A 19500-nucleotide genomic window follows, 5' to 3' on the forward strand; every position below is an offset into this window, starting at 1 on the left:
GCGACAGGCCGGGCGGAAGGAAGACGGTGAGGGTGTCATGCGGGTCTCCTACGACTACGCCGGATCGGTCGTGCTGGTCACCGGCGGGACCAAGGGACTCGGCGCCGGGATCGCCGCCGCCTTCCTGGCCGCCGGGGCCCGGGTGGTGGTGTGCGCGCGCCAGGAGCCGCGGGCGCTGCCGGCGGGCATCGGGTTCGTCGCGGCCGACGTGCGGGACCCGGCCGAGGTGGACCGGCTGGTCGGGGAGATCGAGGAGCGGCACGGGCGGCTCGACACGGTGGTCAGCAACGCGGGCGGCTCGCCGTACGCGCCGCTGGCCGGGACCTCGCCGCGGCTGCACGCCCGGATCGTCGAGCTCAACCTGATCGCTCCGCTGCTGGTCGCCCAGCGCGCCCACCCGCTCCTGGCCGCGGTGGGCGGCTCGATCATCATGATCGGCAGTTCGAGCGGCGCGCGTCCCTCGCCCGGCACCTCCGCCTACGGCGCGGCCAAGGCGGGTCTGCACCACCTGGCCGCCTGCCTGGCCGCCGAGTGGGCGCCGCGGGTCCGCGTCAACACGGTGGTCGTCGGCCTCGCCGAGACCGAGAGCGCGGCCGGTCACTACGGCGGCCCCGAGGGGGTCCGGCGGATGGGCGACGCCGTCCCCGCGGGCCGGATGGCCCTGCCCGAGGACGTGGCCGGGGCGTGCCTGTGGCTGGCCGCCCCCGGCTACGTGACCGGGGCCGAGCTCCTCCTGCACGGCGGCGGGGAGATCCCCGCCTGGCGGCGGATCGCTTCTGGACACGGCGGGTGAACCCCCGGGAAACTCTGCATGATCACGACGGAGGACCTTGCATGGAAGGACCTTGCATGAGCGGCATCTGTGACGGGCGTGTGGTGATCGTGACCGGGGCCGGGCGCGGCATCGGGCGGGAACACGCCCTTGAGTTCGCCAGGCAGGGGGCGAAGGTCGTGGTCAACGACCTCGGCGCGGGGCCCCGGGGAGACGGCCGCTCCGGGGTGCCCGCGCTGGAGGTGGCCGCCGAGATCCGCGAGATGGGGGGCCAGGCGATGGCCAACAGCGACGACGTCGCCGACTGGGACGGCGCGGCGCGGCTGGTCAAGACGGCGCTGAGCGCCTACGGCCGGCTGGACGTGCTGGTGAACAACGCCGGGTTCGTCCGCGACCGGATGCTGGTCTCGATGACCGAGCAAGAGTGGGACGAGGTGATCCGGGTCCACCTCAAGGGCCACTTCCTGCCGCTGCGGCACGCCGGGGCGCATTGGCGGGAGCGGTCGAAGGCGGGGGAGCCGGTGGACGCCCGCGTGATCAACACCTCCTCCGGCGCCGGGCTGCTCGGCAGCGTCGGGCAGGGCAACTACGCCGCGGCCAAGGCGGGCATCGTGGCGCTCACCCAGGTGGCCGCCGCCGAGCTCGGCCGCTACGGCGTCACGGTGAACGCGATCGCCCCGGCCGCGCGGACCCGGATGACCGAGGAGGTCTTCGCCACGACGATGGCCAGGCCCGCGGGCGGCTTCGACGCGATGGACCCGGCCAACGTGGCGCCGCTGGTGGCATGGCTCGGTTCGGCCGGGTCCGCCCACGTCACGGGGCGGGTGTTCGAGGTCGAGGGCGGCGTCCTCTCCCTCGCCGACGGCTGGCGGCACGGCCCCCGCGCCGACCGGGGCGCCCGCTGGGAGCCCGCCGAGATCGGCGACGCGGTCGCCGGGCTGCTGGCCGAGGCGGCCGAGCCGGAGCCCGTCTACGGGGCGTAGCCGCGGACGCCCCGGGCCGGGCCGCGGCCGGCGAGTGGCTCTGTGTAAGGTCCTTTCTGTTTGGTTGGTGCTGACATAAGGGGCTTTCCATGAGCGTTTCTGCGGCCTATGTGACTTTCGCGGACCCGGACGGGCTCGACAACGAGAAGGAGCTCGCTCTCGCCGCCTGGGCCGAGGCCGGGATCGCCGGGCGGATCGTGCGCTGGGACGACCCCGAGGCCGACTGGGCCGCCTTCGACGCCGTCGTGGTCCGCTCCGCCTGGGACTACGTGGCCCGGCGGGCGGAGTTCCTCGACTGGGCCCGCCGCGTCGAGTCCGTCACCCGGCTGCTCAACCCGGCCGCCGTGCTTGAGCGCAACACCGACAAGACCTACCTGCGGGACCTGAAGGCGCCGGCCATCCCCACCTACTGGGTCGAGCCGGGCCAGGAGCCCGACTTCCCGGTCCTCGCCGAGTACGTGGTCAAGCCCACGGTGTCGGCCGGGGCCCGCGACACGATCAGGACCGGCGACCGCGGGGAGGCCGGGGCCCACGCCGCCCGGCTGGCCGCCGAGGGGCGGACCGCGATGATCCAGCCCTATCTGGACATGGTCGAGACCGAGGGGGAGACCTCGCTGCTCTACTTCGGCGGCCGGTTCAGCCACGCCATCCGGCGCAACCCGATGCTGGCCGGCAACGCCACCGCGCCGGAGCGGGCGAACGGCCACGGCGAGCTCCGCACTCCCGGGTCCGACCAGCTCGCCCTGGCCGAGCAGGTGCTGGCCGAGTTCCCCGAGGTGCTCTACGCCCGGGTGGACCTGGTCCGTCTGCCCGACGGCAGCCCGGTCCTCATCGAGCTGGAGCTCACCGAGCCCTACCTGTTCCTGCACTACGCGCCCGAGGCCGCGGCCAACCTGGCCCGCGCGCTGAGCGCGGCGCTCTGACCGTGGCGCTCTGACCCGCGCGCCGGCGGCCGGGCAGGCCGCCGGACGGTCAGGCGGGCGCGGGCTCCTCGACGAGGGCGGCGCGGACGGCCGACGGGTCGCCGCCGGAGAGCGGGACGGCGAAGACCGCCGTCCGCCCGCGAGCGGCGTAGACCACGAACCGCAGGCCGTCCTCGTCCCACACGTCCTGGACGTCGGAGGTGAGCCGCGCCGACGCCGAGCAGTAGGCGGGGCTGAGGTAGAGCAGGCGCAGGGTGACCTCCAGCGGGATCTCCCGCGGTGCGGGCGGGGCGAGCGGTCTGCGCAGCCGTACGAGCAGCCGGCGCAGGGGCATCAGCCAGTGGCGGTCCAGCTCCGCCGAGAGCCCCAGCAGGACGGCGATCTCCACCAGGCCCAGGACCGCGAGCGGCGGGTCCAGCGGGTACGGCCGCGCCCAGAGCGCCGCGATGCCCATGACGAGCAGGAGCCCCGCCCGGGCGAAGGCACGCCGGTCCACCGGGCGGGAGTGCGTGCCCAGGCAGCCGCAGGACGCGGCGGGCGCGGCCAGGCGCGCGTAGGCGAGATAGGCGAGGAATCCCGCGGAGAGCGCGGCGCCGGCCGCGCCCTCCGCGGGCAGGGCCGGCGGCAGCAGCAGCGCGGCCGCCACCGCGAGCTCCAGCACCCCGACGAGCCGGAGCGTGGGGACCGCGCGCGCCGGGCCGACCAGCCGGGCCAGCGCGCTCTGCCCGGCCTGCGCCCGCATCTTCCGGCTGAGCAGTTTCGCCAGGGCGGCCCAGAGCAGGAAGGAGCCGATCACGTACGGCTGCAGCGCGGCGATCCCATGCATCTGTCACTCCTAGTGAGGGGAGAAGACGGTGGCGATGTCGACTTCGTTGGTGTCGGGCCGCCAGGCGCCCAGGACCTGCACGTGCTGGCTCACCCGCAGCAGCGACAGGTCGGCGGAGGGCGGCGAGTCGGAATAGACGGCGACCGATCTGCCCGGCACGCGGTGGCAGAGGATCTCCTGCCCCTTGTGGTCCAGGTGGATCTTCTCGCTGGTGATGTTCCTGATGTGGCCCTTGATGTTGACGATGTTGAGCCACACCGCCTCGGCGGCGAGCACCCCGTCCGGCATCCGGACGCCCCGGGCGTAGAGCCCGTCACCGGGTCTGGCCTGGTCGAAGGCGACGGGGCCGAGCTTCCACAGGCTCGTGCCGTCGACGACCCTGATGCGGTGGAAGACCATGTTCGATCCCAGGACGAAGAGCGTGTCGTCCTTGATGGAACGGATCCGCCCCTCGGCGAAGCCGGGGTCGGGGGTGCCGGGCTCGATCTCGGGTGCCACGGCGCCGAAGGCCGCCTCCGGGCCGAGTGATCCCAGCGCGGTCGCGGCGACGACGCCGGCTCCGCCGCCGAGCAGGGCGGACTTGAGCAGTTGCCTTCTGCTGGTCATCGGGCCGCCTCCTAGGGGACCGAGATCTCGCACGGCCGCAGGCCGGTCGAGAGGCCGGCGATCCGGCTGTAGGCGGCCGGGGTCAGGTCGATCAGCCGGTTGCTCGCGCAGGTCGCGCCGCAGCAGCTGCGCTCGCCGCAGAACAGGTCCGTCTGCGGTCCGCAGTCGGCGATGGAGGTGACGACGCTGGCGCCGCTGCACAGCGCCGTGATGCGGTGGTTGAAACCACAGGTCCTGCGGGACAGCGAGACGCCGCAGCTGTCCGGCCGGGTGATCGACCAGCAGGCGTCGGAGGTGTTGGGCCAGGCGTGTTGCAGGTTCCCGGAGTTGCAGGTGCCGCAGGCTCCCTTGCCGGTGCTGCTGCACGGCCCCCAGGCCGTGCCGCAGCAGAACCAGGAGACTTCTCCTTGGACTGCTGCGAGTAAGTCGACGGGCGGGTCAGTGGGCTGGCTGCGCGCCATGCGCATCCTCCTGGGGTGGGCTCCGACGGTCCCCCGGTCCGATGGTGCAGCTGTATGGAAATTTTCTGACTTATCCCATCAATAACATGTAATTAATCTCCGTCAATGCCCGGTCCAGAGCCGGCCGCCGGGCCACCCGAGCCTGGTGCCGGGGCTGAGGAGACGTCGGCGCGAGATCGTGCGCCGGGCGACCGGCGGCCCCGGTGAGAGGGCCGCGGGTGTCGCCTGCGGCGCCGGCTCTCCGCCAGGGGTGATTCTGAAGTGATGCTGGTAGTGCTACTATCGATTTTCGTGGCGGACAGTAGCACTTCTGCGGAGTTGGTCGCGAACCTCCGGCCCCTGCTGGCCCGGATGGCGCCCGGCGATCGGTTGCCGAGCAGCCGAGAGCTGATCGAGCGCTTCCGGGTCGGGCCCGGCACGGTGTCCCGTGCGATCGCGGTGCTGATCGCCGAGGGCACCGTGGTCACCCGCCCGGGGATCGGCACGTTCGTCGCCCCTCGCCCGGCCCGTCCGACCGCGACGCCGGGTGACACGTCGTGGCAGGAGATCACGCTGGCCGGCCGGGAGTACGACCCGGGCAACGCCGTCGAGGCGGCCCATCCCCCGCTGGAGGGGGGGATCGCGATGTCCGGCGGCTACCTTCACGAGACGCTGCAGCCGACGCGGGCGCTGGCGGCCGCCCTCGCTCGCGCGGCCCGCCGCCCGGACGCCTGGCACCGCGCGCCGACGGCGGGCCTGGAACCACTGCGCGCCGTCTTCGCCCGAGCGGCGGGCGGCGCCGTGACCGCGCAGGACGTGCTGATCACCGGTGGCGGCCAGGGCGCGCTGTCCATGCTGTTCCGCGCCGTCGCGGCACCGGGCGGCCCGGTGCTGATGGAGTCGCCCACCTACCCGGGGGCCCTGGCCGCCGCCCGGGCCGCGGGGCTGCGCCCGATCCCCGTCCCCATGGACGACGACGGCATCCGTCCCGACCTGCTGGCGAGCGCCTTCGACATGACCGGAGCCTCCCTTCTGTACTGCCAGCCCACCTTCCACAACCCCACGGGGACGGTGCTGGCCCCCGACAGGCGCCGCCGGATCGTCGAGGTCGCACGGGCCGCGGGCGCCTTCCTCATCGAGGACGACTTCGCCCGGCACCTCGGCCACGGACGCCCCCCGCTCGCCCCGCTGGTCGCCGACGACCCCGACGGGACCGTCGTCCACCTGACCTCCCTGACCAAGCCCGCCTCTCCCAGCCTGCGCATCGGCGCCGTCATCGCCCGCGGCCCGGTGACGCGGCGGCTGCTCGGCATGCGCTACGTCGACGACTTCTTCGTCGCCCGGCCGCTGCAGGAGGCGGCGGTCGAGTTGCTCAGCACGCCCGCGTGGGATCGCCACCTCCAGGCCCTGGCCGGCGCGCTGCGCGAACGGTGCGCCGCCCTCGCCGGCGCCCTGGCCCGCCAGGTCCCTGATTGGACGGTCACCCGAGTGCCGGAGGGCGGGCTCCACCTGTGGGTCCGGCTACCGTCCGGCCGGCAGGCCGTCGCTGTGGCCGACGCCGCCCAGGCCCGCGGCGTCTTCGTCGACCCCGGCAACCGATACTTCCCCGCCGAGCCCCCAGACGCCTACCTCCGGCTGAGCTTCGCGGCGGCCGCGAACATCGCCGAGCTGGTCGAGGGCGCGGGCCGGCTCGGGTGAGAGGGCTTCCCTGACACGCTGCCCGCACCCGTCGTCGACGTGGATGCGGCAGGGAGCCGATTCCGAGATTGTGCAACGCCCTTAATTAGATTATGTAACGCCCTTAATTAAGGGCGGTCCCGGCGTCGCCGGCCGTAGGGCAAATGGCGTCCGACAGGGCGCCGCTCCGGCTCGGCGTTTCATTGCACGGCGCCGCAGGATTGCAGCGTTCCAAGGCGCTCCGAGCAATTTTCCGGCAATTCTCTTAGAGAACACCTCTGTGCAATGTGACATGTGGCATTCTATAAATCACAGGCGCCCGGCAACGGAGTCGGGCGCCTGACCCCAACGGAGGAATTCGATGAACCAGATCGTCAACCGCGGTCTCGCGCTCGTGATGGCCGGGGCCGCCATCGCCGGCGGGCTCGCGATGAGCACTCCCGCCTCGGCCGCGACCCTCACGACGACGACCACGTGCAGCACCGGCGGTCCGATCCAGGGGCTGAACGTCAAGGCGTGCGTGGACGTCACAGGCGGTCAGGTACGGGTCTACGGGATCATCGGTGCCCTCGGCATCTCCGAGCCCCCGGTCAATCCCCGCAACGTCGGTGCGCTGGTCTCCGGCGCGATCGTCGGCGGTGCCCCGCTCGGGTCGGGGAGCCAGGCGCTGAGCATCTGGAACAACTTCTTCACCGTCGAGGGCGTCACCACGACCGTGGCCTCCGGGACCACGGTCCGCGCCAAGGTGGAGATCACCCCCGGTCCCGTGGGCCCCGGTGGCGGCGGCACGCCCCTGCCCGGCCCGACCTCCGTCTCCGTCGATGTGCCGGTCGTCTACTGATCCGGCCCGGGGCGACTGAATGAGCGGGGGCGCGCGACCACGGTCGCGCGCCCCCGCGTCTCCCGCGTGCTCACCCGGCCGCGGGTCCGGCCGGAGGCCGCTCACACCGGTGGCGATGTCGAGCGGCCGCGGGCGGGTGGGTGGCTCTCCGGGCCCGGTGGGACGCGAGCCCGCACCTGCTCAGGAGGCGGGGCCCACCGTGATGGTGGTGCGAAGGCCCTTGGCGGCTTCCCGGACCACCTTGATCTCGGTGTTGGTGTCGGGAGGCCGGACGCCCAGCAGGGGGCTGGTGCTGTACCAGTAGACGCCGGTGCGGTCGTTGAAGGCCGGGACGGCGGGGAGCGAGGGGAAGGTCGTCCTGGCGCTGTCCTTGTGCAGCGTGAGACGGCCGGTGGAGGACAGGCCGAAGGGGGCGTCGAAGACCTGGAGCCGGTCGTTGACCATGCTGTGGTCTTTCCAGAGCAGCGGGACCGGGTGGGCGTCGATCGGCAGGATCATGCCCTCGCCGGGGTGGTTACGGGTGGCGTTGTCGGTGTAGTAGGTGTCCCAGAGCCAGACGAGGACGCCCTCCCGGTAGGGGTAGTGCTCGTAGATGTCGCGCCGGGTGGGGTCGTTGGAGAAACCGGCGCTGTAGGGGCCGGTCTTGAGGTAGGCGCCGTAGCCGGTGTAGCGCCGGTTCTCGGCGATGTAGGCACGGGGGTGCTGCTTGGTCCCGGTCTTGCCGACGCGGCTGAAGCCCGCCGCGGTCCAGCCGTTGTCGCCGTTCTCCGCGTCGTCGGTGACGGCGCCGGTGACGGCGTCGACGACGAAGCCGTTCTCGACGGTGTTGGTGTCGGTGAAGTAGCGGAACCGGAACTGGATCTTCTTACCCGTGTAGGCGTCCAGCGGGAGGCTCAGGTCGGTCCAGCCGCTGCGTCCGGTGATGCCGGGCACGCCGTTGACGCTCGGGATCGGCTGCCCGCCGACGGTGCCGCCGATCGGCGTCCAGACCTTGCCGTCCTCGGAGACCTCGGCGTAGAGGAAGTCGAAGTCCTGCTCGATCTGGTACCAGACCTTGGCGTTCAGGACGGCCGGGGCCGCGCCGGTCAGGTCGATCTCGCGGCTGAGCGTCTCGTTGAGGTAGTCGCCCCTGCCGCTCCACCACTGATGGGAGCCCTGGGCCGGCTCGACCAGTTCGGTGGTGACCGTGTGCGGCGGCAGATCCACGATGACGGCCTGTGGGTCGGCGGTGTTGTAGGAGCTCACGCCGAGGGTGTGAGTGGACGCCGTGGCGGCCTTGGCCCTGTCGTGGGACAGCCAGCCGAGCCGCAGTTTGCTCCAGGCGTCCAGGTCGCCCGGATACTCGCCGCTCGGTCCGTCCTTCCTGCTCAGGTACGAGGCGCTGGACATGAGCGACCAGAACTGGACGCTGTTGCTCCCGCCGCCGTCGTACAGGTCGGGTAAGCCCAGGTCATGGCCGTACTCATGGGCGATCAGGCCGACGCCGCTGTTCTCGCCGGCGGTCAGGAACTTGCCGACCCAGACGCCGGTGTCGCCGATCTGGGTGCCGCCCCGCAGGTTGCCCGCCGGGCCGGAGCTCCCGCGCAGGTTCCAGTAGGCGTCGTGGTTGACCGCCCACAGCGCGTCCGCGCCCTGCGCGCCGCCGCCCCACGTCTCGTCGACGCCGGCGTGGATCACCTGGAAACGGTCGATGTAGCCGTCGGGCTCGTCGAAGTCGCCGTCGAAGTCGTGATCGTAGCGGTCCCAGACGTCGTAGGACTTGAGCTCGGCCGTGATGTCCTCGACGCTGCGGCCCTTGGCGCGCTCGGCGTCGTACCAGGCGTTGGCGGAGTCCTTGACGAAGTCGAACAGGGGGGTGTCGCAGTCCAGGCCGCTTTCGCAGCGCGGGGTGCCGTAGCGGGACTCGTTGTAGGGGACCTTCACCCAGTCGGAGACGTAGCCGTCGAAGTCGTACCGGCCGGCGGACTGGAGCCGGTAGAAGTTGCGCAGTGAGTTGGCGCCCTGGGCGCCGTTGAAGTAGATGTCCTGGTAGTAGGCCCGGCTGAAGTCCCGCTGCCAGAGCGTGTGGTTGTCGTAGCTCCGCTGGGGTCTGGGGATCTGGTTGTGCAGCGGGCCGGGTACGCCGCCGTAGCGGATCTTCCCTCCGTGCAGGGTCGCGTTGTCGATCTTGTTGCCGAACTCGGCGAGCACGGTGAAGATCTTGTCCTTGCGTTCGAGGGCGAGCTCGACGTACCGGTCGCCGACCTTGACCTTGCCCGAGGAGCGCTTGCCCGCCTGGGGAGCGGTCAGTGCCTGCTCCATGGCCTTGGTCCGGAGGGACTGCTCTTCGACCGCGAACGGGCTGACCGCGTCCGAATGCCGGCCGTCCCCGGGCTTGGCGGCGGGAGGCTTGGGGTCCGGGTCCGCGGCGGCGAGGCCGGGCAGCGCGGAGGCGCCCAGGGCCGTCCCGACCAGCCCGGCCGCGAGCATGGTGATGAGCTTACGCACGTGGGGGGAGTTCCTTTCGGAAGGGGGAGTGTCACGCGTAATATGTCACATCACATTAATTACGAACAAGGGGGATTTGTTGTAGTTGATATCCCTATTAAGGGACGTAATTTAATGTTTGCTACCCATGCTGCCCATTGTCCCATTTAGGGGGCAATAGGCGTTTTGTGGCGCGGTGTGCTGGCGTTGACCCTCCGCTTTTCGGCCGGCCGGGGCGTCCAGCGTCGAGCCTCCGCTTTTCGGCCGGCCGGGGCGTCCGGCTGCCGGGCGGCGCACGTCGGACGTGGCAGCGGAACTCCCGTGGGGGCCGCGAGGATCGCGGACCCCACGAGACGTCGCAAGGTCAAGCAACGGCGGAGAGGAGGGGGCGATCCGGTCAGATGGGGATCTGGCCCGTCCTGTGCTCCGGTTCCGTGCCGGCCGGACGGGGAAGGGGGCGGTGCCCGCTGATGTCCGGCCCTCCGTTCCCTCTCAGTCTTCGCCGCGATAGGCGCGCAGCGCGTGGCGTGCCCGGTGACGGCTGCGGCGGCGCTCTTCGCGCCGGAGGCGGTACCACTCCCGGCCCCCGTCGCTGCGGCCGCAGTGGAACAGGTAGTAGGCGTGGACGGTGGCGCCCCAGTGACAGCCGTCCGTGCGGTGGCTCAGGGACGCGCTGTCGGCGGTGATCTCCTCCGGCAGCGTGCACGGCCCGAACCGGTGGTCATGCACGGGCAGGCAGGTCACCATCGGTGCGTCGGCCATCCGCACCCACCAGGGCCGGGTCTTGTCGGTCTTGCTCATACGGTCACCTTTCGGCTCCGTGACACCCCGGGATGGGGCTGTCATGGGACCGGATGCACCGTGATCACCTCCGACTCCGCGCACGATGGACCGGGACCGAGGGCGATGTCGCCGCCCGGAGAGGCCGACTCCCACGCTACCGCGAGCCGCGGGAGCGCAGCGGGTGGCGGGAGCGCAGCGGGTGGCGGGAGCGCGGCGAGTGGCGGGAGCGCAGCGAGGGGCGGGAGGGGACTAGCCGCGGGCGGAGATGCCGCCGTCCACCGGGATGACCACCCCGGTGAGATAGGCGCCCGCCCGCGACGCCAGGAAGATCGCGGTGCCGGCCATGTCCTCCGGGCTGCCGATGCGGCCCAGCGGCACGTGGGACTCGATCGCCGATCGGGTCGCCGGGTCGTCGAGCGCGAAGGCCATCATCTTCGACTCGAACGGGCCCGGCGCGATGGCGTTGACCGTGATCGACTCGCCGGCCAGCCGCTGGGACAGGTGCCGGGTGAGCATGTGCACGGCCGCCTTGGCCGCCGAGTAGGCGTAGTTCTCCATCGTGGGCACCCGGATCCCGTCGATCGACCCGATGTTGATCACCCTGGCCGGGTCCTCCGGGCCCGCGGCGGCGCGCAGCAGCGGCAGGAAGCGCTGGGTCAGGTGGAAGACGCCCTTGACGTTGATCCCCCAGAGCTTGTCGAAGGCGTGCTCCGGATACTCCTCAAGGGGGGCGCCCCAGGTCGCTCCGGCGTTGTTGACCAGCACGTCCAGCCGTGACTCCCGCGCGGTGACCGCCGCCACGAGCGTGCGGGCGCCCTCCTCGGTGGACAGGTCGGCCGGCACGGCGACGCATCCCAGCTCGGCGGCCGTCTTCTCGACCTCGGCGGCGCGGCGCGAGGAGATGTAGACGGTCGCCCCGGCCGCCACGAAACCGGCCGCGATCATCCTGCCGATCCCGCGCGAGCCGCCGGTGACGACGACGGTCTTGCCTTCCACCGAGAACAGATCCATGGTCGGCAGCATGCCGCACCGCCGGACGCCCGTCCATACCGAACGGTTGGTTGAAAATTAACGTCATGGAAAGAAACAAGAATGAAACAATCTTCCACCATTCGTTGACGTGCGGCGTCTTTATGGTGTGCCTTCGTCTACAACGGACCACCGGCTCGGAGATGGGACACCACCATGACGAGAATGGGTGCGCGGCTGGCCGCGCTCGGCCTGACCCTGCTGCTGGCGATACTCCCGGCGACGCAGGCACTGGCCAGACAGGCGCCCGCGACGGGCAAGAAGATCGTGCGACTGGGTGCCCTGCAGGCCGTCGACTCGCTGAACCCGTTCCTGGCGGTCCGGGTGGTCTCCTCCTCCATCCACCGGTGGATGTACGGTTTCCTCACCGTCCCCGACCCCAAGACCCTGCAGCCGAGCCCCGACCTGGCCGAGTCGTGGGAGACGGCCGACGACAAGCTGACCTGGACCTTCAAGATCCGCGCCAACGCCAAGTGGTCGGACGGCCGGCCGGTCACCGCGCAGGACGCCGCGTGGACCTTCAACACGGTCATGACCGTCGACGCGGCCAAGCAGGCCAACGGCCCGGCGGTGGAGAACTTCGAGAGCGTCACGGCGACCGATGACCGGACCCTGGTCATCAAGACCAAGAAGCCGCAGGCCTCGATGCTGGAGAACCCCATCCCGATCGTGCCCAAGCACGTCTGGGAGAAGGTCGGCGACCTGGGCAAGTTCGAGAACGACCGGTTCCCGGCCGCCGGCAGCGGCCCGTACCTCCCGGTCGAGTACAAGAAGGGCGCCTACATCAAGCTCAGGGCCAACCCCGACTACTGGCGGGGCGCCCCCAGGATCGACGAGCTGCACGTCGTCTTCTACGAGAACCCCGAGGCCGCCATCGCGGGCCTGAAGAAGGGCGACATCGACCTGATCGGCCGGCTGGACGCTCCCCAGTTCCAGGCGCTGGCGGGCGCTCCGGACATCGTCCAGTGGAACACCCTCGGCCGCCGGGCCGCCTACCTGCAGATCAACCACGGCGCGAAGACGATCGACGACAAGCCGGTCGGCGACGGGCACCCGGCCCTGAAGGACCCGAAGGTCCGGCAGGCCATCCACCACGCGATCGACAAGCAGGCCCTGGTCGACCAGGTGCAGAACGGCCTGGCCGTGCCGGCCGACGGGTCCGTCATCCCGCCGATGTACAAGGACTTCTTCTGGAAGGCCGAGGGCGACGACCTCGTCACCCACGACGTGGCGAAGGCCAACAAGATCCTCGATGACGCCGGCTACAAGAAGGGTCCCGACGGGATCCGGACGATGCCCGACGGCGAGCGCAAGCTGGAGATGCGCTTCAGCATCCACACCGAGGTCCCGGTCGAGGACAAGCTCGCGCAGTTCCTGACCGGCTGGTTGAAGGACATCGGCATCGCGCTCACGACGAAGAAGCTCGACTCCAGCAAGTTCACCGAGGAGACCGGCTTCACCGGCCTGTTCGACATCGCGATCAGCGGCTGGTCGGTCAACCCCGACCCCGAGGAGGTCCTGGCCACCCACCTGTGCAGCCGCCGGCCCACGGCCGGCGGCGAGGGCGGCGGCACCGAGTCGTTCTACTGCGACCCGGAGTACGAGAAGCTCTACCAGGAGCAGCTGACCGAGCTCGACCGCGCCAAGCGCATCGAGATCATCAAGCGGATGCAGAAGCGCCTCTACACCGACGCCCCGGTCATCGCCATCTACTATCCCAACAACCTCGAGGGCTACCGCAAGGACAAGATCACCAGCATCACCCCGATCCCCGAGGACAAGGGCCTGCTGTACGGCGGCAGCAGCTCCTGGCCCTTCTACTCGCTGGACGCGGTGGCCGCGCCGGCGGCGGGCCCGTCCGGCGGCGGCCTCGGCACCGGCCTCGTCGCGGGCATCGTCGCCGCCGTGGTCGTCCTGGGCGCGGGCGGTTTCCTGCTCGCCAGGCGGCGCCGCTCCGCGGCGGACGAACGCGAGTGACCCCTCGATGACAGCGCCTCTCGACACCGAACCCGCCGCCGGCCCGGCGGCGGGCTCCGGCCAGGAGCGCGGCGCCCGCCGGACGGTGCTGCGCTACGCGCTGGCGAAGGCCGGCGGGGCCGTGCTCAGCGTCGCCATGGTCATCGTCGCGACGTTCTTCGTCTTCCGGCTGATCCCCGGCGACCCCGCGATCGCCTACACGCGCGACGTACCGCTCAGCCCCGAACAGCTCGACCTGCTCCGCCACCAGATGGGGCTCGACAGGCCCCTGATGCGGCAGTTCCTCGACTTCGTGCTGCGGACCCTCCGGCTGGACCTCGGCACCTCCTACGAGTACAAGCGCCCGGTCGCCGACCTCATCGGCGAGCGGGTCGGCCCGACGCTGGTGCTGGTGGGCACCGGACTGGTCATCGCGGTCAGCCTGGGTCTGTGGCAGGGCACCCGGGCGGCGTGGAAGCACGGCAGCCGGTTCGACCGCCTGTCCACCGGCCTGTCGCTCGTCCTGTGGTCGGTGCCGACGTTCTGGCTGGGACTGCTGCTGCTGATGGTCCTGGCCGCCGGGGTGGGGCCGATCCCGGGGATGTTCCCCACCCGGGGCATGGAGGGGATCGACGCGCCCGACGGGCCCGCCTACCTCCTGCACGTCGCCCACCACCTCGTGCTGCCGTGCCTCACCCTGGTCGCCGTGGTCTACGCGCAGTACCTGCTGGTCATGCGCTCCTCGCTGCTCGACGAGATCGGCCAGGACTACGTGACCACCGCGCGCGCCAAGGGGTTGCGCGACGACGAGGTACGGCGGCGCCACGCCGTGCCCAACGCGCTCCTGCCGACCGTGACGCTGGTGTTCATCCACATCGGGTTCGTGGTCGGGGGAGCGGTCTCGGTGGAGACCGTCTACTCCTGGCCGGGGCTCGGCCTGCTGTTCTACGAGGCGATCAAGGGACCGGACTTCGCGGTCATGCAGGGGACGTTCATGGTGGTGTGCACCGCGGTGATCGTCATGAACACGCTGGCCGACGTGGCCTACCACGTCCTGGACCCGAGGGTGAGGTCGGCGTGAGCGTCACCTGGACCCGCCGCAGGGCGGCGCTGTCGCGCTTCTGGCGGGCCTACCGCCGGCAGCGGGCCGGACTGTACGGCGCCGCGATCCTGATCGCGGCCGTCGTCCTGGCCCTCCTCACCCCGCTGGTCACCGACCCGGCCGGGATGGACGTCACCAAGGCGACGGGCGCCAAGATGGCCGCCCCGAGCCCGGACTTCCCGCTGGGCACCGACGAGTCGGGCCGGTCCGTCATACTGATGATCCTGTGGGGCTCGCGCGTCTCGCTGCTCATCGGCTTCATGTCGGCCCTGCTCAGCATGACCATCGGCACGGTGATGGGCATCGCGGCGGGCCACTTCCGCGGCTGGACCTCGGCCGTGCTGATGCGGATCACCGACTGGTTCCTGGTCCTGCCCTCGCTCGTGCTGGCCCTGGTGCTCGCGGCCATCCTCGGCGGCGGCACCTCCACCATCATCCTGGCGATCGGCGTGACCTCCTGGGCGTCCACCGCGCGGCTGATCCGGGCGCAGACCCTGGCGGTCGAGGCCAGGCCCTACATCGAACGCTCCAGAGCCCTCGGCGCGGGACACTGGCACATCATGACCAGGCACGTGCTGCCGAACGTCGCCCCGCTGGTGCTGGCCAACACCACCCTGCAGGTGGCCAGCGCCATCGTCGCCGAGTCGACGCTGGCCTTCCTCGGCGCCGACTCGGGCAGCGTGTCGTGGGGCGGCATGCTGCGCGGCTCCTACGACTGGGGCGCCGCCACCTCCGGCGCGTGGTGGTACATCCTCGCGCCCGGCCTGTGCATCGTCGCGGTCGTCATGGCGTTCACGCTCTGCGGCCGGGCGCTGGAGGCCGTACTCAACCCACGCCTGCGGGGGGCCTCGTGACTCTGCTCGAACTGCGCGATGTGACGGTGACCTACCGGGCCACCGCCGGAGAGGTGCCCGCCGTGCGGGGGGTGTCCCTGGACCTGGCCGCCGGTCAGGCTCTCGGCGTGGCGGGGGAGTCCGGGTCGGGCAAGTCGACGCTGGCCATGGCCCTGCTGCGGCTGCTCCCCCGGGACGCGCGCGTGTCCGGCGAGATCCTGCTGGACGGGGAGGACGTGCTCACGATGAAGTGGGGACGGCTGCGCGCGGTGCGGTGGGCGTCGGCCTCGGTGGTCTTCCAGGGGGCCCAGCACGCCCTGAACCCGGTGCGACGGATCGAGGACCAGCTCGCCGAACCGCTGCTGGTCCACGGGCTGGCGACCCCGGCCGCGGCCCGCCGGAAGGTGGCGGAGCTGCTGGAACAGGTCGGCATGCCCGCCTGGCGCGCCCGCAGCCACCCGCACGAGCTGTCCGGCGGGCAGCGCCAGCGGGTGATGATCGCCATGGCGCTGGCCTGCTCGCCGCGCCTGATCATCGCCGACGAGCCGACGACGGCCCTGGACGTCATGATCCAGGCCCAGGTGCTCGCGCTGATCCGCTCGCTCATCGCCGAGCACGGCATCAGCATGATCATGATCTCCCACGACCTGTCGGTCCTGGCCTCGATGTGCGACCGGCTGGCGGTCATGTACGCCGGGCGCGTGGTCGAGTCGGGCCCCTCGCGCGAGGTCTTCCAGGACGCCCGCCATCCCTACAGTCGGGCGCTGGCCGCCGCCTTCCCCACGGTCGGCGACCCCGCCTCCCGGATGGCGCCCAAGGGCCTGGGCGGAGACCCGCCCGACCCCCGGCACCTGCCCACCGGCTGCTCCTTCCACCCGAGGTGCCAGGTCTCCCTGCCCTCGTGCGCGTCGCGGGAGGTCGAGCTGTGGCCGGCGGGCGGCGGCCCGGCCCCGGCCCCGCACACCGCCGCGTGCGTACGCGTCCTGCCGGAGACGGCCGGGGCGCCCGGCGAGGAGGCCGGAGCGCGGGGTGAGGAGGCCGGAGCGCGGGGCACCGTGCCCGGCCGGCCGGTGGAGGAGGTCCAGTGACCGGGCGGATCACCCGCGCCGGCAAGCACCGCATCTCGGTCGTCCGACCGACGGAGGGGGCCGCATGAGCCTGCTGGAAGCCCGCGACCTGCACGTGGAGTTCTCCTCACGCGGGCGGCGCGCCCGCGCGGTGGACGGGGTGAACCTCCAGGTGGGCGAGGGGGAGATCGTCGCGCTGGTGGGTGAGTCCGGCTGCGGCAAGACGACGCTGGCGCGCACCCTGCTCGGCCTGGAGCGGCCCACCTCGGGATCGGTCCTGTACGGCGGGGCGCCCCTGTCCTACGGATCGCGCGCCCTGAAGGCGTACCGCCGCGAGGCGCAGCTCGTGCTGCAGGACCCGACGGGGTCGCTCAACCCCCGGCACACCGTCTACGAGGCGGTGGCCGAGGGGCCGCGGATCCACCGCCTGCCCGGGGAGGAGGAGCGGGTCGCTTCGGCGCTGTCGCGCGCCGGGCTGCGCCCGCCGGAGCGCTTCTTCCACTCCTACCCCCACGAGCTGTCCGGCGGCCAGCGCCAGCGCGTCGTCATCGCCGGCGCCCTAGCGCTGGAGCCCCGGCTCCTGGTGGCCGACGAGCCGGTGGCCTCGCTGGACGCCTCGGTCCGCGGCGAGATCCTCGCCCTGATGCTGCGCCTCCGCGCCGAGCTGGGCCTGTCGGCCCTGGTGGTCACCCACGACCTCGGGCTGGCCTGGAACATCGCCGACCGCGTCGCGGTGATGTATCTCGGCAGGATCGTCGAGTCGGGACCCGTCGAGCAGATCCTGAAGTCGCCGTCCCACCCCTACACGCAGGCGCTGTTGTCGGTGCTTCCCGAGTCGCCGTCGCCGGTCGTGCTGGGCGGCGAGCCGCCGGACCCGACCCGGATCCCGCAGGGCTGCCGCTTCCACCCGCGCTGCCAGGTCCTGGCCGCGGGCACGGCCGCCGAGGCCGGGGTCGACGGGCGGTGCAGGTCGCAGCCGCTGCCCGTGCTCCCCTCCGTGCCCGGGTCGCAGGCCGCCTGCCACTACGCCGGGGCGCGCCGGGGATAGCCGCGTCCCCGGCGCCCCCGCCCGTCACGGCTCTGCCGCCGCGCCGGCGACCGGGAGAGCGGGCGCGGACGGTCGCTGTCCGGAAGGCGCCGGGGCCGGCCGGATGATCGCCGTGGCCGTGATCCGGCGCCCTCAGAGGCCGGGGAGGCGGCCGTTGCGGAACAGGTCGACGAAGCGCTGGTGGTCGGTCCTGGCCTGCGCGCCGTAGGAGTGGGCGAAGTCGACGAGCATGGCGGTGAAGCCGTCGGCGTCGCCGCCGATCACGGCCACGATCGCGTCCTCGGTGGAGAAGTCGACCAGGTCGTGGCTGGACTCGTCGTCGGCCACCGAGTGCATCCGGGCCACGGCCCGGCCGAGGTCGCCGATCACCGAGGCCAGCTCGTCCGGCTCGTTGACGTCGCCCCAGTCGAGGTCGGCGGAGTAGGGGGAGACCTCGGCGACGAGCTGGCCGACGCCGTTCAGGGTGGTGTAGCCGAGCCACGGGTCGGCGTAGGCCTGCAGGGCCCGCTGCGACTCGGCGGTGCGGTGGCCCTGGTGCCTGAAGTAGCCGTGCACCTTCTCGTCGGAGATGTGCCGGGCCACGGCGGGAACCTGGGCCTGCTTCATGTAGAGGATGACGTCGTTCTCCAGGGCCTGGGTGTGGCCCTCCAGCAGCATGTTGTAGGAGGGCAGCCCGGCCGAGCCGATGCCGACGCCCGTGCGGAGCGCGAAGTCCTTGATCCTGTGCTCGACCCCGGAGACGGCGGGGAGCGTGGTCAGGTAGTCCTGGAAGGCCGCCTCCACCGCGTGCCGGGTCTCCTCGTCGATCGGGAAACGGCCCTCCATGGCGGCGAACCTGCGGTCGAAGTTGTCGATCGTGGTCTCGGCGTCCAGCAGCGCCACCCGGGTGTTGAGCCGGGCCACCTGCAGCACCCGGTGGAGCACGCCGGTGGTGGTCTCCAGGGTCAGCGAGCCGATCGCGTCGTCCCCGCCCTCGGAGACGCCGGTCAGCTCGGCGAGGTAGGCGTGGGCGAACCCGGCCACCAGATCGGTGATCACTTCGTCCGACAGCGCCTTGGCGTATCCGATGAGCGCGACGCTGGCCACGAACCGCTTGAGGTCCCAGACATAGGGCCCGACGTAGGCCTCGTCGAAGTCGTTGACGTTGAAGACCAGGACGCCCGAGGCGTTCATGTAGGTGCCGAAGTTCTCGGCGTGCAGGTCACCGTGGATCCACACCCGGCGCGTCTGGCCGTCGAGGAAGGACTCGTCGGCGAACGCCCCGGTCATGTCCGCGTAGAACAGGCTGGCGCTGCCCCGGTAGAAGGCGAAGGGCGAGGCGGCCATCTTCCGGAACTTGCGCCGGAAGGCCGCGGGGTCACGCTTGATGGAGTCACCGAACTCGGTGATCAGGACGTCGAGAATGTGCGCCGAGCGCCCATCGGTGGTCATGATGCGCACGTTAGAGGGAGAAGCCCGAGCTGCGCCATATGTGGGACGTCACGGATCTGGAACGTACCAATGGCCGGCCGGTCGTGACCGCTCCCCGGCACGGCGCGGCACGGACCGAGGGGGAGGGGCGTGGCGGCGGACGCCGTGCCGCCTCCCCGCTCGGACATTCTCACTTACCGGGTGCCGATGCCGCCGCCGGACCCGCCGCCGGACCCGCCACCGGACCCGCCACCGGACCCGCCGCCGGACCCGCCGCCGGATCCGCCGCTGCCGCCGCCGGATCCGCCGCTGCCGCCGCCGGACCCGCCACCGCTACCGCCGCTGCCGCCACCGGGCGGCGTGGTCGTGGTCGTGGGCGAGGGCTTGGGCGGTGTGCAGCTGTGGTAGCCCTCGTTGTAGCCGTCCCGGAATCCCCTAGCGTAGTTCCCGGAACCGCTGATGTTGAGGTCGTGGGACCGCCCGGCCTTGCAGTCGCTCCGGCCGTCCGCGAAGCCGTCTCGTCTACCCGCTTTGTACCGTTTACCGGGCTTTTCGGATGTGGACGTGAGCACGGTCGTCAGGTTGACCATGGTGCCGGTCCCCGCCGGCTGCACGGGGCCGGGGACGGCCATGGCCTGCGAGGGCACGGTGGGTCCCAGTGCGAGGGCGCCCAGGAGCGCCGGCCCCATCAGCAGCAGACGTCGCTTGCCATGCATGCCTGTCTCCTTTCAGCGGCAG

General features: G+C 71.8%; 18 protein-coding genes. 10 read left to right on the top strand and 8 right to left on the bottom strand.

Going from position 1 to position 19500, the window contains the following annotated elements; genetic code table 11:
* The first annotated feature begins 37 nt into the window (after positions 1–37).
* The 3 genes from ACZ6R6_RS00540 to ACZ6R6_RS00550 all read left to right on the top strand — a co-directional run bounded on the left by ACZ6R6_RS00540 (position 38) and on the right by ACZ6R6_RS00550 (position 2678).
* Positions 38–793 (top strand): SDR family oxidoreductase, encoded by a 756-nt coding sequence (locus ACZ6R6_RS00540; RefSeq protein WP_470088984.1) that lies wholly within the window; start codon positions 38–40, stop codon positions 791–793.
* A 56-nt stretch (positions 794–849) separates the two neighbouring features.
* Positions 850–1755 (top strand): SDR family oxidoreductase, encoded by a 906-nt coding sequence (locus ACZ6R6_RS00545; protein ID WP_470088985.1) that lies wholly within the window; start codon positions 850–852, stop codon positions 1753–1755.
* A gap of 89 nt (positions 1756–1844) precedes the next feature.
* On the top strand, positions 1845–2678 hold the full coding sequence (locus ACZ6R6_RS00550; RefSeq protein ID WP_470088987.1) for an ATP-grasp domain-containing protein: 834 nt from the start codon (positions 1845–1847) through the stop codon (positions 2676–2678).
* A gap of 49 nt (positions 2679–2727) precedes the next feature.
* On the opposite strand, the gene ACZ6R6_RS00555 is transcribed toward ACZ6R6_RS00550, so the two are convergent.
* Genes ACZ6R6_RS00555 through ACZ6R6_RS00565 form a run of 3 tightly spaced genes read right to left on the bottom strand, consistent with a single transcriptional unit; the run spans position 2728 to position 4571 of the window.
* Entirely contained in the window at positions 2728–3504 is a 777-nt protein-coding gene (locus ACZ6R6_RS00555) for a MauE/DoxX family redox-associated membrane protein (protein WP_470088988.1), read from the bottom strand.
* Between the two features lie 9 nt (positions 3505–3513).
* Complete coding sequence (locus ACZ6R6_RS00560) at positions 3514–4110, bottom strand: cell wall protein (RefSeq protein ID WP_470088989.1); 597 nt, start codon at positions 4108–4110, stop codon at positions 3514–3516.
* A gap of 11 nt (positions 4111–4121) precedes the next feature.
* Complete coding sequence (locus ACZ6R6_RS00565; RefSeq protein ID WP_470088990.1) at positions 4122–4571, bottom strand: RlpA-like double-psi beta-barrel domain-containing protein; 450 nt, start codon at positions 4569–4571, stop codon at positions 4122–4124.
* A gap of 291 nt (positions 4572–4862) precedes the next feature.
* Between ACZ6R6_RS00565 and ACZ6R6_RS00570 the strand changes: the two genes are divergently transcribed.
* Positions 4863–6248, top strand: a complete 1386-nt coding sequence (locus ACZ6R6_RS00570; RefSeq protein WP_470088992.1) for an aminotransferase-like domain-containing protein — start codon at positions 4863–4865, stop codon at positions 6246–6248.
* Positions 6249–6588: 340 nt separating this feature from the next.
* Entirely contained in the window at positions 6589–7068 is a 480-nt protein-coding gene (locus ACZ6R6_RS00575; RefSeq protein ID WP_470088993.1) for a hypothetical protein, read from the top strand.
* A gap of 180 nt (positions 7069–7248) precedes the next feature.
* Here the strand turns inward: ACZ6R6_RS00575 and ACZ6R6_RS00580 are convergent, their stop codons facing one another.
* The 3 genes from ACZ6R6_RS00580 to ACZ6R6_RS00590 all read right to left on the bottom strand — a co-directional run bounded on the left by ACZ6R6_RS00580 (position 7249) and on the right by ACZ6R6_RS00590 (position 11328).
* Positions 7249–9555, bottom strand: a complete 2307-nt coding sequence (locus tag ACZ6R6_RS00580) for an immune inhibitor A domain-containing protein (protein ID WP_470088995.1) — start codon at positions 9553–9555, stop codon at positions 7249–7251.
* Positions 9556–10026: 471 nt separating this feature from the next.
* Complete coding sequence (locus ACZ6R6_RS00585; RefSeq protein WP_470088997.1) at positions 10027–10335, bottom strand: hypothetical protein; 309 nt, start codon at positions 10333–10335, stop codon at positions 10027–10029.
* Between the two features lie 231 nt (positions 10336–10566).
* Positions 10567–11328: an SDR family oxidoreductase gene (locus ACZ6R6_RS00590; protein ID WP_470088998.1), complete on the bottom strand. Its 762-nt coding sequence runs from the start codon at positions 11326–11328 to the stop codon at positions 10567–10569.
* A 174-nt stretch (positions 11329–11502) separates the two neighbouring features.
* Between ACZ6R6_RS00590 and ACZ6R6_RS00595 the strand changes: the two genes are divergently transcribed.
* The 5 genes from ACZ6R6_RS00595 (at position 11503) to ACZ6R6_RS00615 (ending at position 17352) form a co-directional block, all read left to right on the top strand.
* Positions 11503–13323 (top strand): ABC transporter substrate-binding protein, encoded by a 1821-nt coding sequence (locus ACZ6R6_RS00595; protein ID WP_470089000.1) that lies wholly within the window; start codon positions 11503–11505, stop codon positions 13321–13323.
* 7 nt (positions 13324–13330) lie between these two features.
* Positions 13331–14383, top strand: coding sequence for an ABC transporter permease (locus tag ACZ6R6_RS00600; RefSeq protein ID WP_470089001.1), 1053 nt, complete (start codon positions 13331–13333; stop codon positions 14381–14383).
* The gene (locus ACZ6R6_RS00605; RefSeq protein ID WP_470089002.1) at positions 14380–15258 is read left to right on the top strand and encodes an ABC transporter permease; all 879 of its coding nucleotides are present in this window, start codon (positions 14380–14382) and stop codon (positions 15256–15258) included. Before ACZ6R6_RS00600 ends, ACZ6R6_RS00605 begins: the two co-directional genes overlap by 4 nt.
* A complete protein-coding gene (locus ACZ6R6_RS00610) occupies positions 15255–16325 on the top strand; it encodes an ABC transporter ATP-binding protein (protein WP_470089004.1) in 1071 nt (356 codons plus the stop codon). Before ACZ6R6_RS00605 ends, ACZ6R6_RS00610 begins: the two co-directional genes overlap by 4 nt.
* Before the next feature lie 64 nt (positions 16326–16389).
* Entirely contained in the window at positions 16390–17352 is a 963-nt protein-coding gene (locus ACZ6R6_RS00615) for an ABC transporter ATP-binding protein (RefSeq protein WP_470089006.1), read from the top strand.
* A gap of 132 nt (positions 17353–17484) precedes the next feature.
* Here the strand turns inward: ACZ6R6_RS00615 and ACZ6R6_RS00620 are convergent, their stop codons facing one another.
* Positions 17485–18783 carry a DUF2252 domain-containing protein gene (locus tag ACZ6R6_RS00620; RefSeq protein ID WP_470089008.1) on the bottom strand — a complete coding sequence of 433 codons (1299 nt, stop codon included), beginning with the start codon at positions 18781–18783 and terminating at the stop codon, positions 17485–17487.
* Between the two features lie 173 nt (positions 18784–18956).
* Positions 18957–19478 carry a hypothetical protein gene (locus tag ACZ6R6_RS00625; RefSeq protein ID WP_470089009.1) on the bottom strand — a complete coding sequence of 174 codons (522 nt, stop codon included), beginning with the start codon at positions 19476–19478 and terminating at the stop codon, positions 18957–18959.
* Positions 19479–19500: the final 22 nt, after the last annotated feature.

It is taken from the genome of Streptosporangium sp. NPDC048886 (assembly GCF_055586905.1).

Bases quoted from the DNA above. Each gene is read 5' to 3' on its own strand.
- ACZ6R6_RS00560 (WP_470088989.1), bottom strand. From the start codon at position 4,110: ATGACCAGCAGAAGGCAACTGCTCAAGTCCGCCCTGCTCGGCGGCGGA.
- ACZ6R6_RS00615 (WP_470089006.1), top strand. From the start codon at position 16,390: ATGAGCCTGCTGGAAGCCCGCGACCTGCACGTGGAGTTCTCCTCACGC.
- ACZ6R6_RS00590 (WP_470088998.1), bottom strand. From the start codon at position 11,328: ATGGATCTGTTCTCGGTGGAAGGCAAGACCGTCGTCGTCACCGGCGGC.
- ACZ6R6_RS00595 (WP_470089000.1), top strand. From the start codon at position 11,503: ATGACGAGAATGGGTGCGCGGCTGGCCGCGCTCGGCCTGACCCTGCTG.
- ACZ6R6_RS00545 (WP_470088985.1), top strand. From the start codon at position 850: ATGAGCGGCATCTGTGACGGGCGTGTGGTGATCGTGACCGGGGCCGGG.
- ACZ6R6_RS00600 (WP_470089001.1), top strand. From the start codon at position 13,331: ATGACAGCGCCTCTCGACACCGAACCCGCCGCCGGCCCGGCGGCGGGC.
- ACZ6R6_RS00625 (WP_470089009.1), bottom strand. From the start codon at position 19,478: ATGCATGGCAAGCGACGTCTGCTGCTGATGGGGCCGGCGCTCCTGGGC.
- ACZ6R6_RS00575 (WP_470088993.1), top strand. From the start codon at position 6,589: ATGAACCAGATCGTCAACCGCGGTCTCGCGCTCGTGATGGCCGGGGCC.
- ACZ6R6_RS00555 (WP_470088988.1), bottom strand. From the start codon at position 3,504: ATGCATGGGATCGCCGCGCTGCAGCCGTACGTGATCGGCTCCTTCCTG.
- ACZ6R6_RS00620 (WP_470089008.1), bottom strand. From the start codon at position 18,783: ATGACCACCGATGGGCGCTCGGCGCACATTCTCGACGTCCTGATCACC.
- ACZ6R6_RS00540 (WP_470088984.1), top strand. From the start codon at position 38: ATGCGGGTCTCCTACGACTACGCCGGATCGGTCGTGCTGGTCACCGGC.
- ACZ6R6_RS00550 (WP_470088987.1), top strand. From the start codon at position 1,845: ATGAGCGTTTCTGCGGCCTATGTGACTTTCGCGGACCCGGACGGGCTC.
- ACZ6R6_RS00565 (WP_470088990.1), bottom strand. From the start codon at position 4,571: ATGGCGCGCAGCCAGCCCACTGACCCGCCCGTCGACTTACTCGCAGCA.
- ACZ6R6_RS00585 (WP_470088997.1), bottom strand. From the start codon at position 10,335: ATGAGCAAGACCGACAAGACCCGGCCCTGGTGGGTGCGGATGGCCGAC.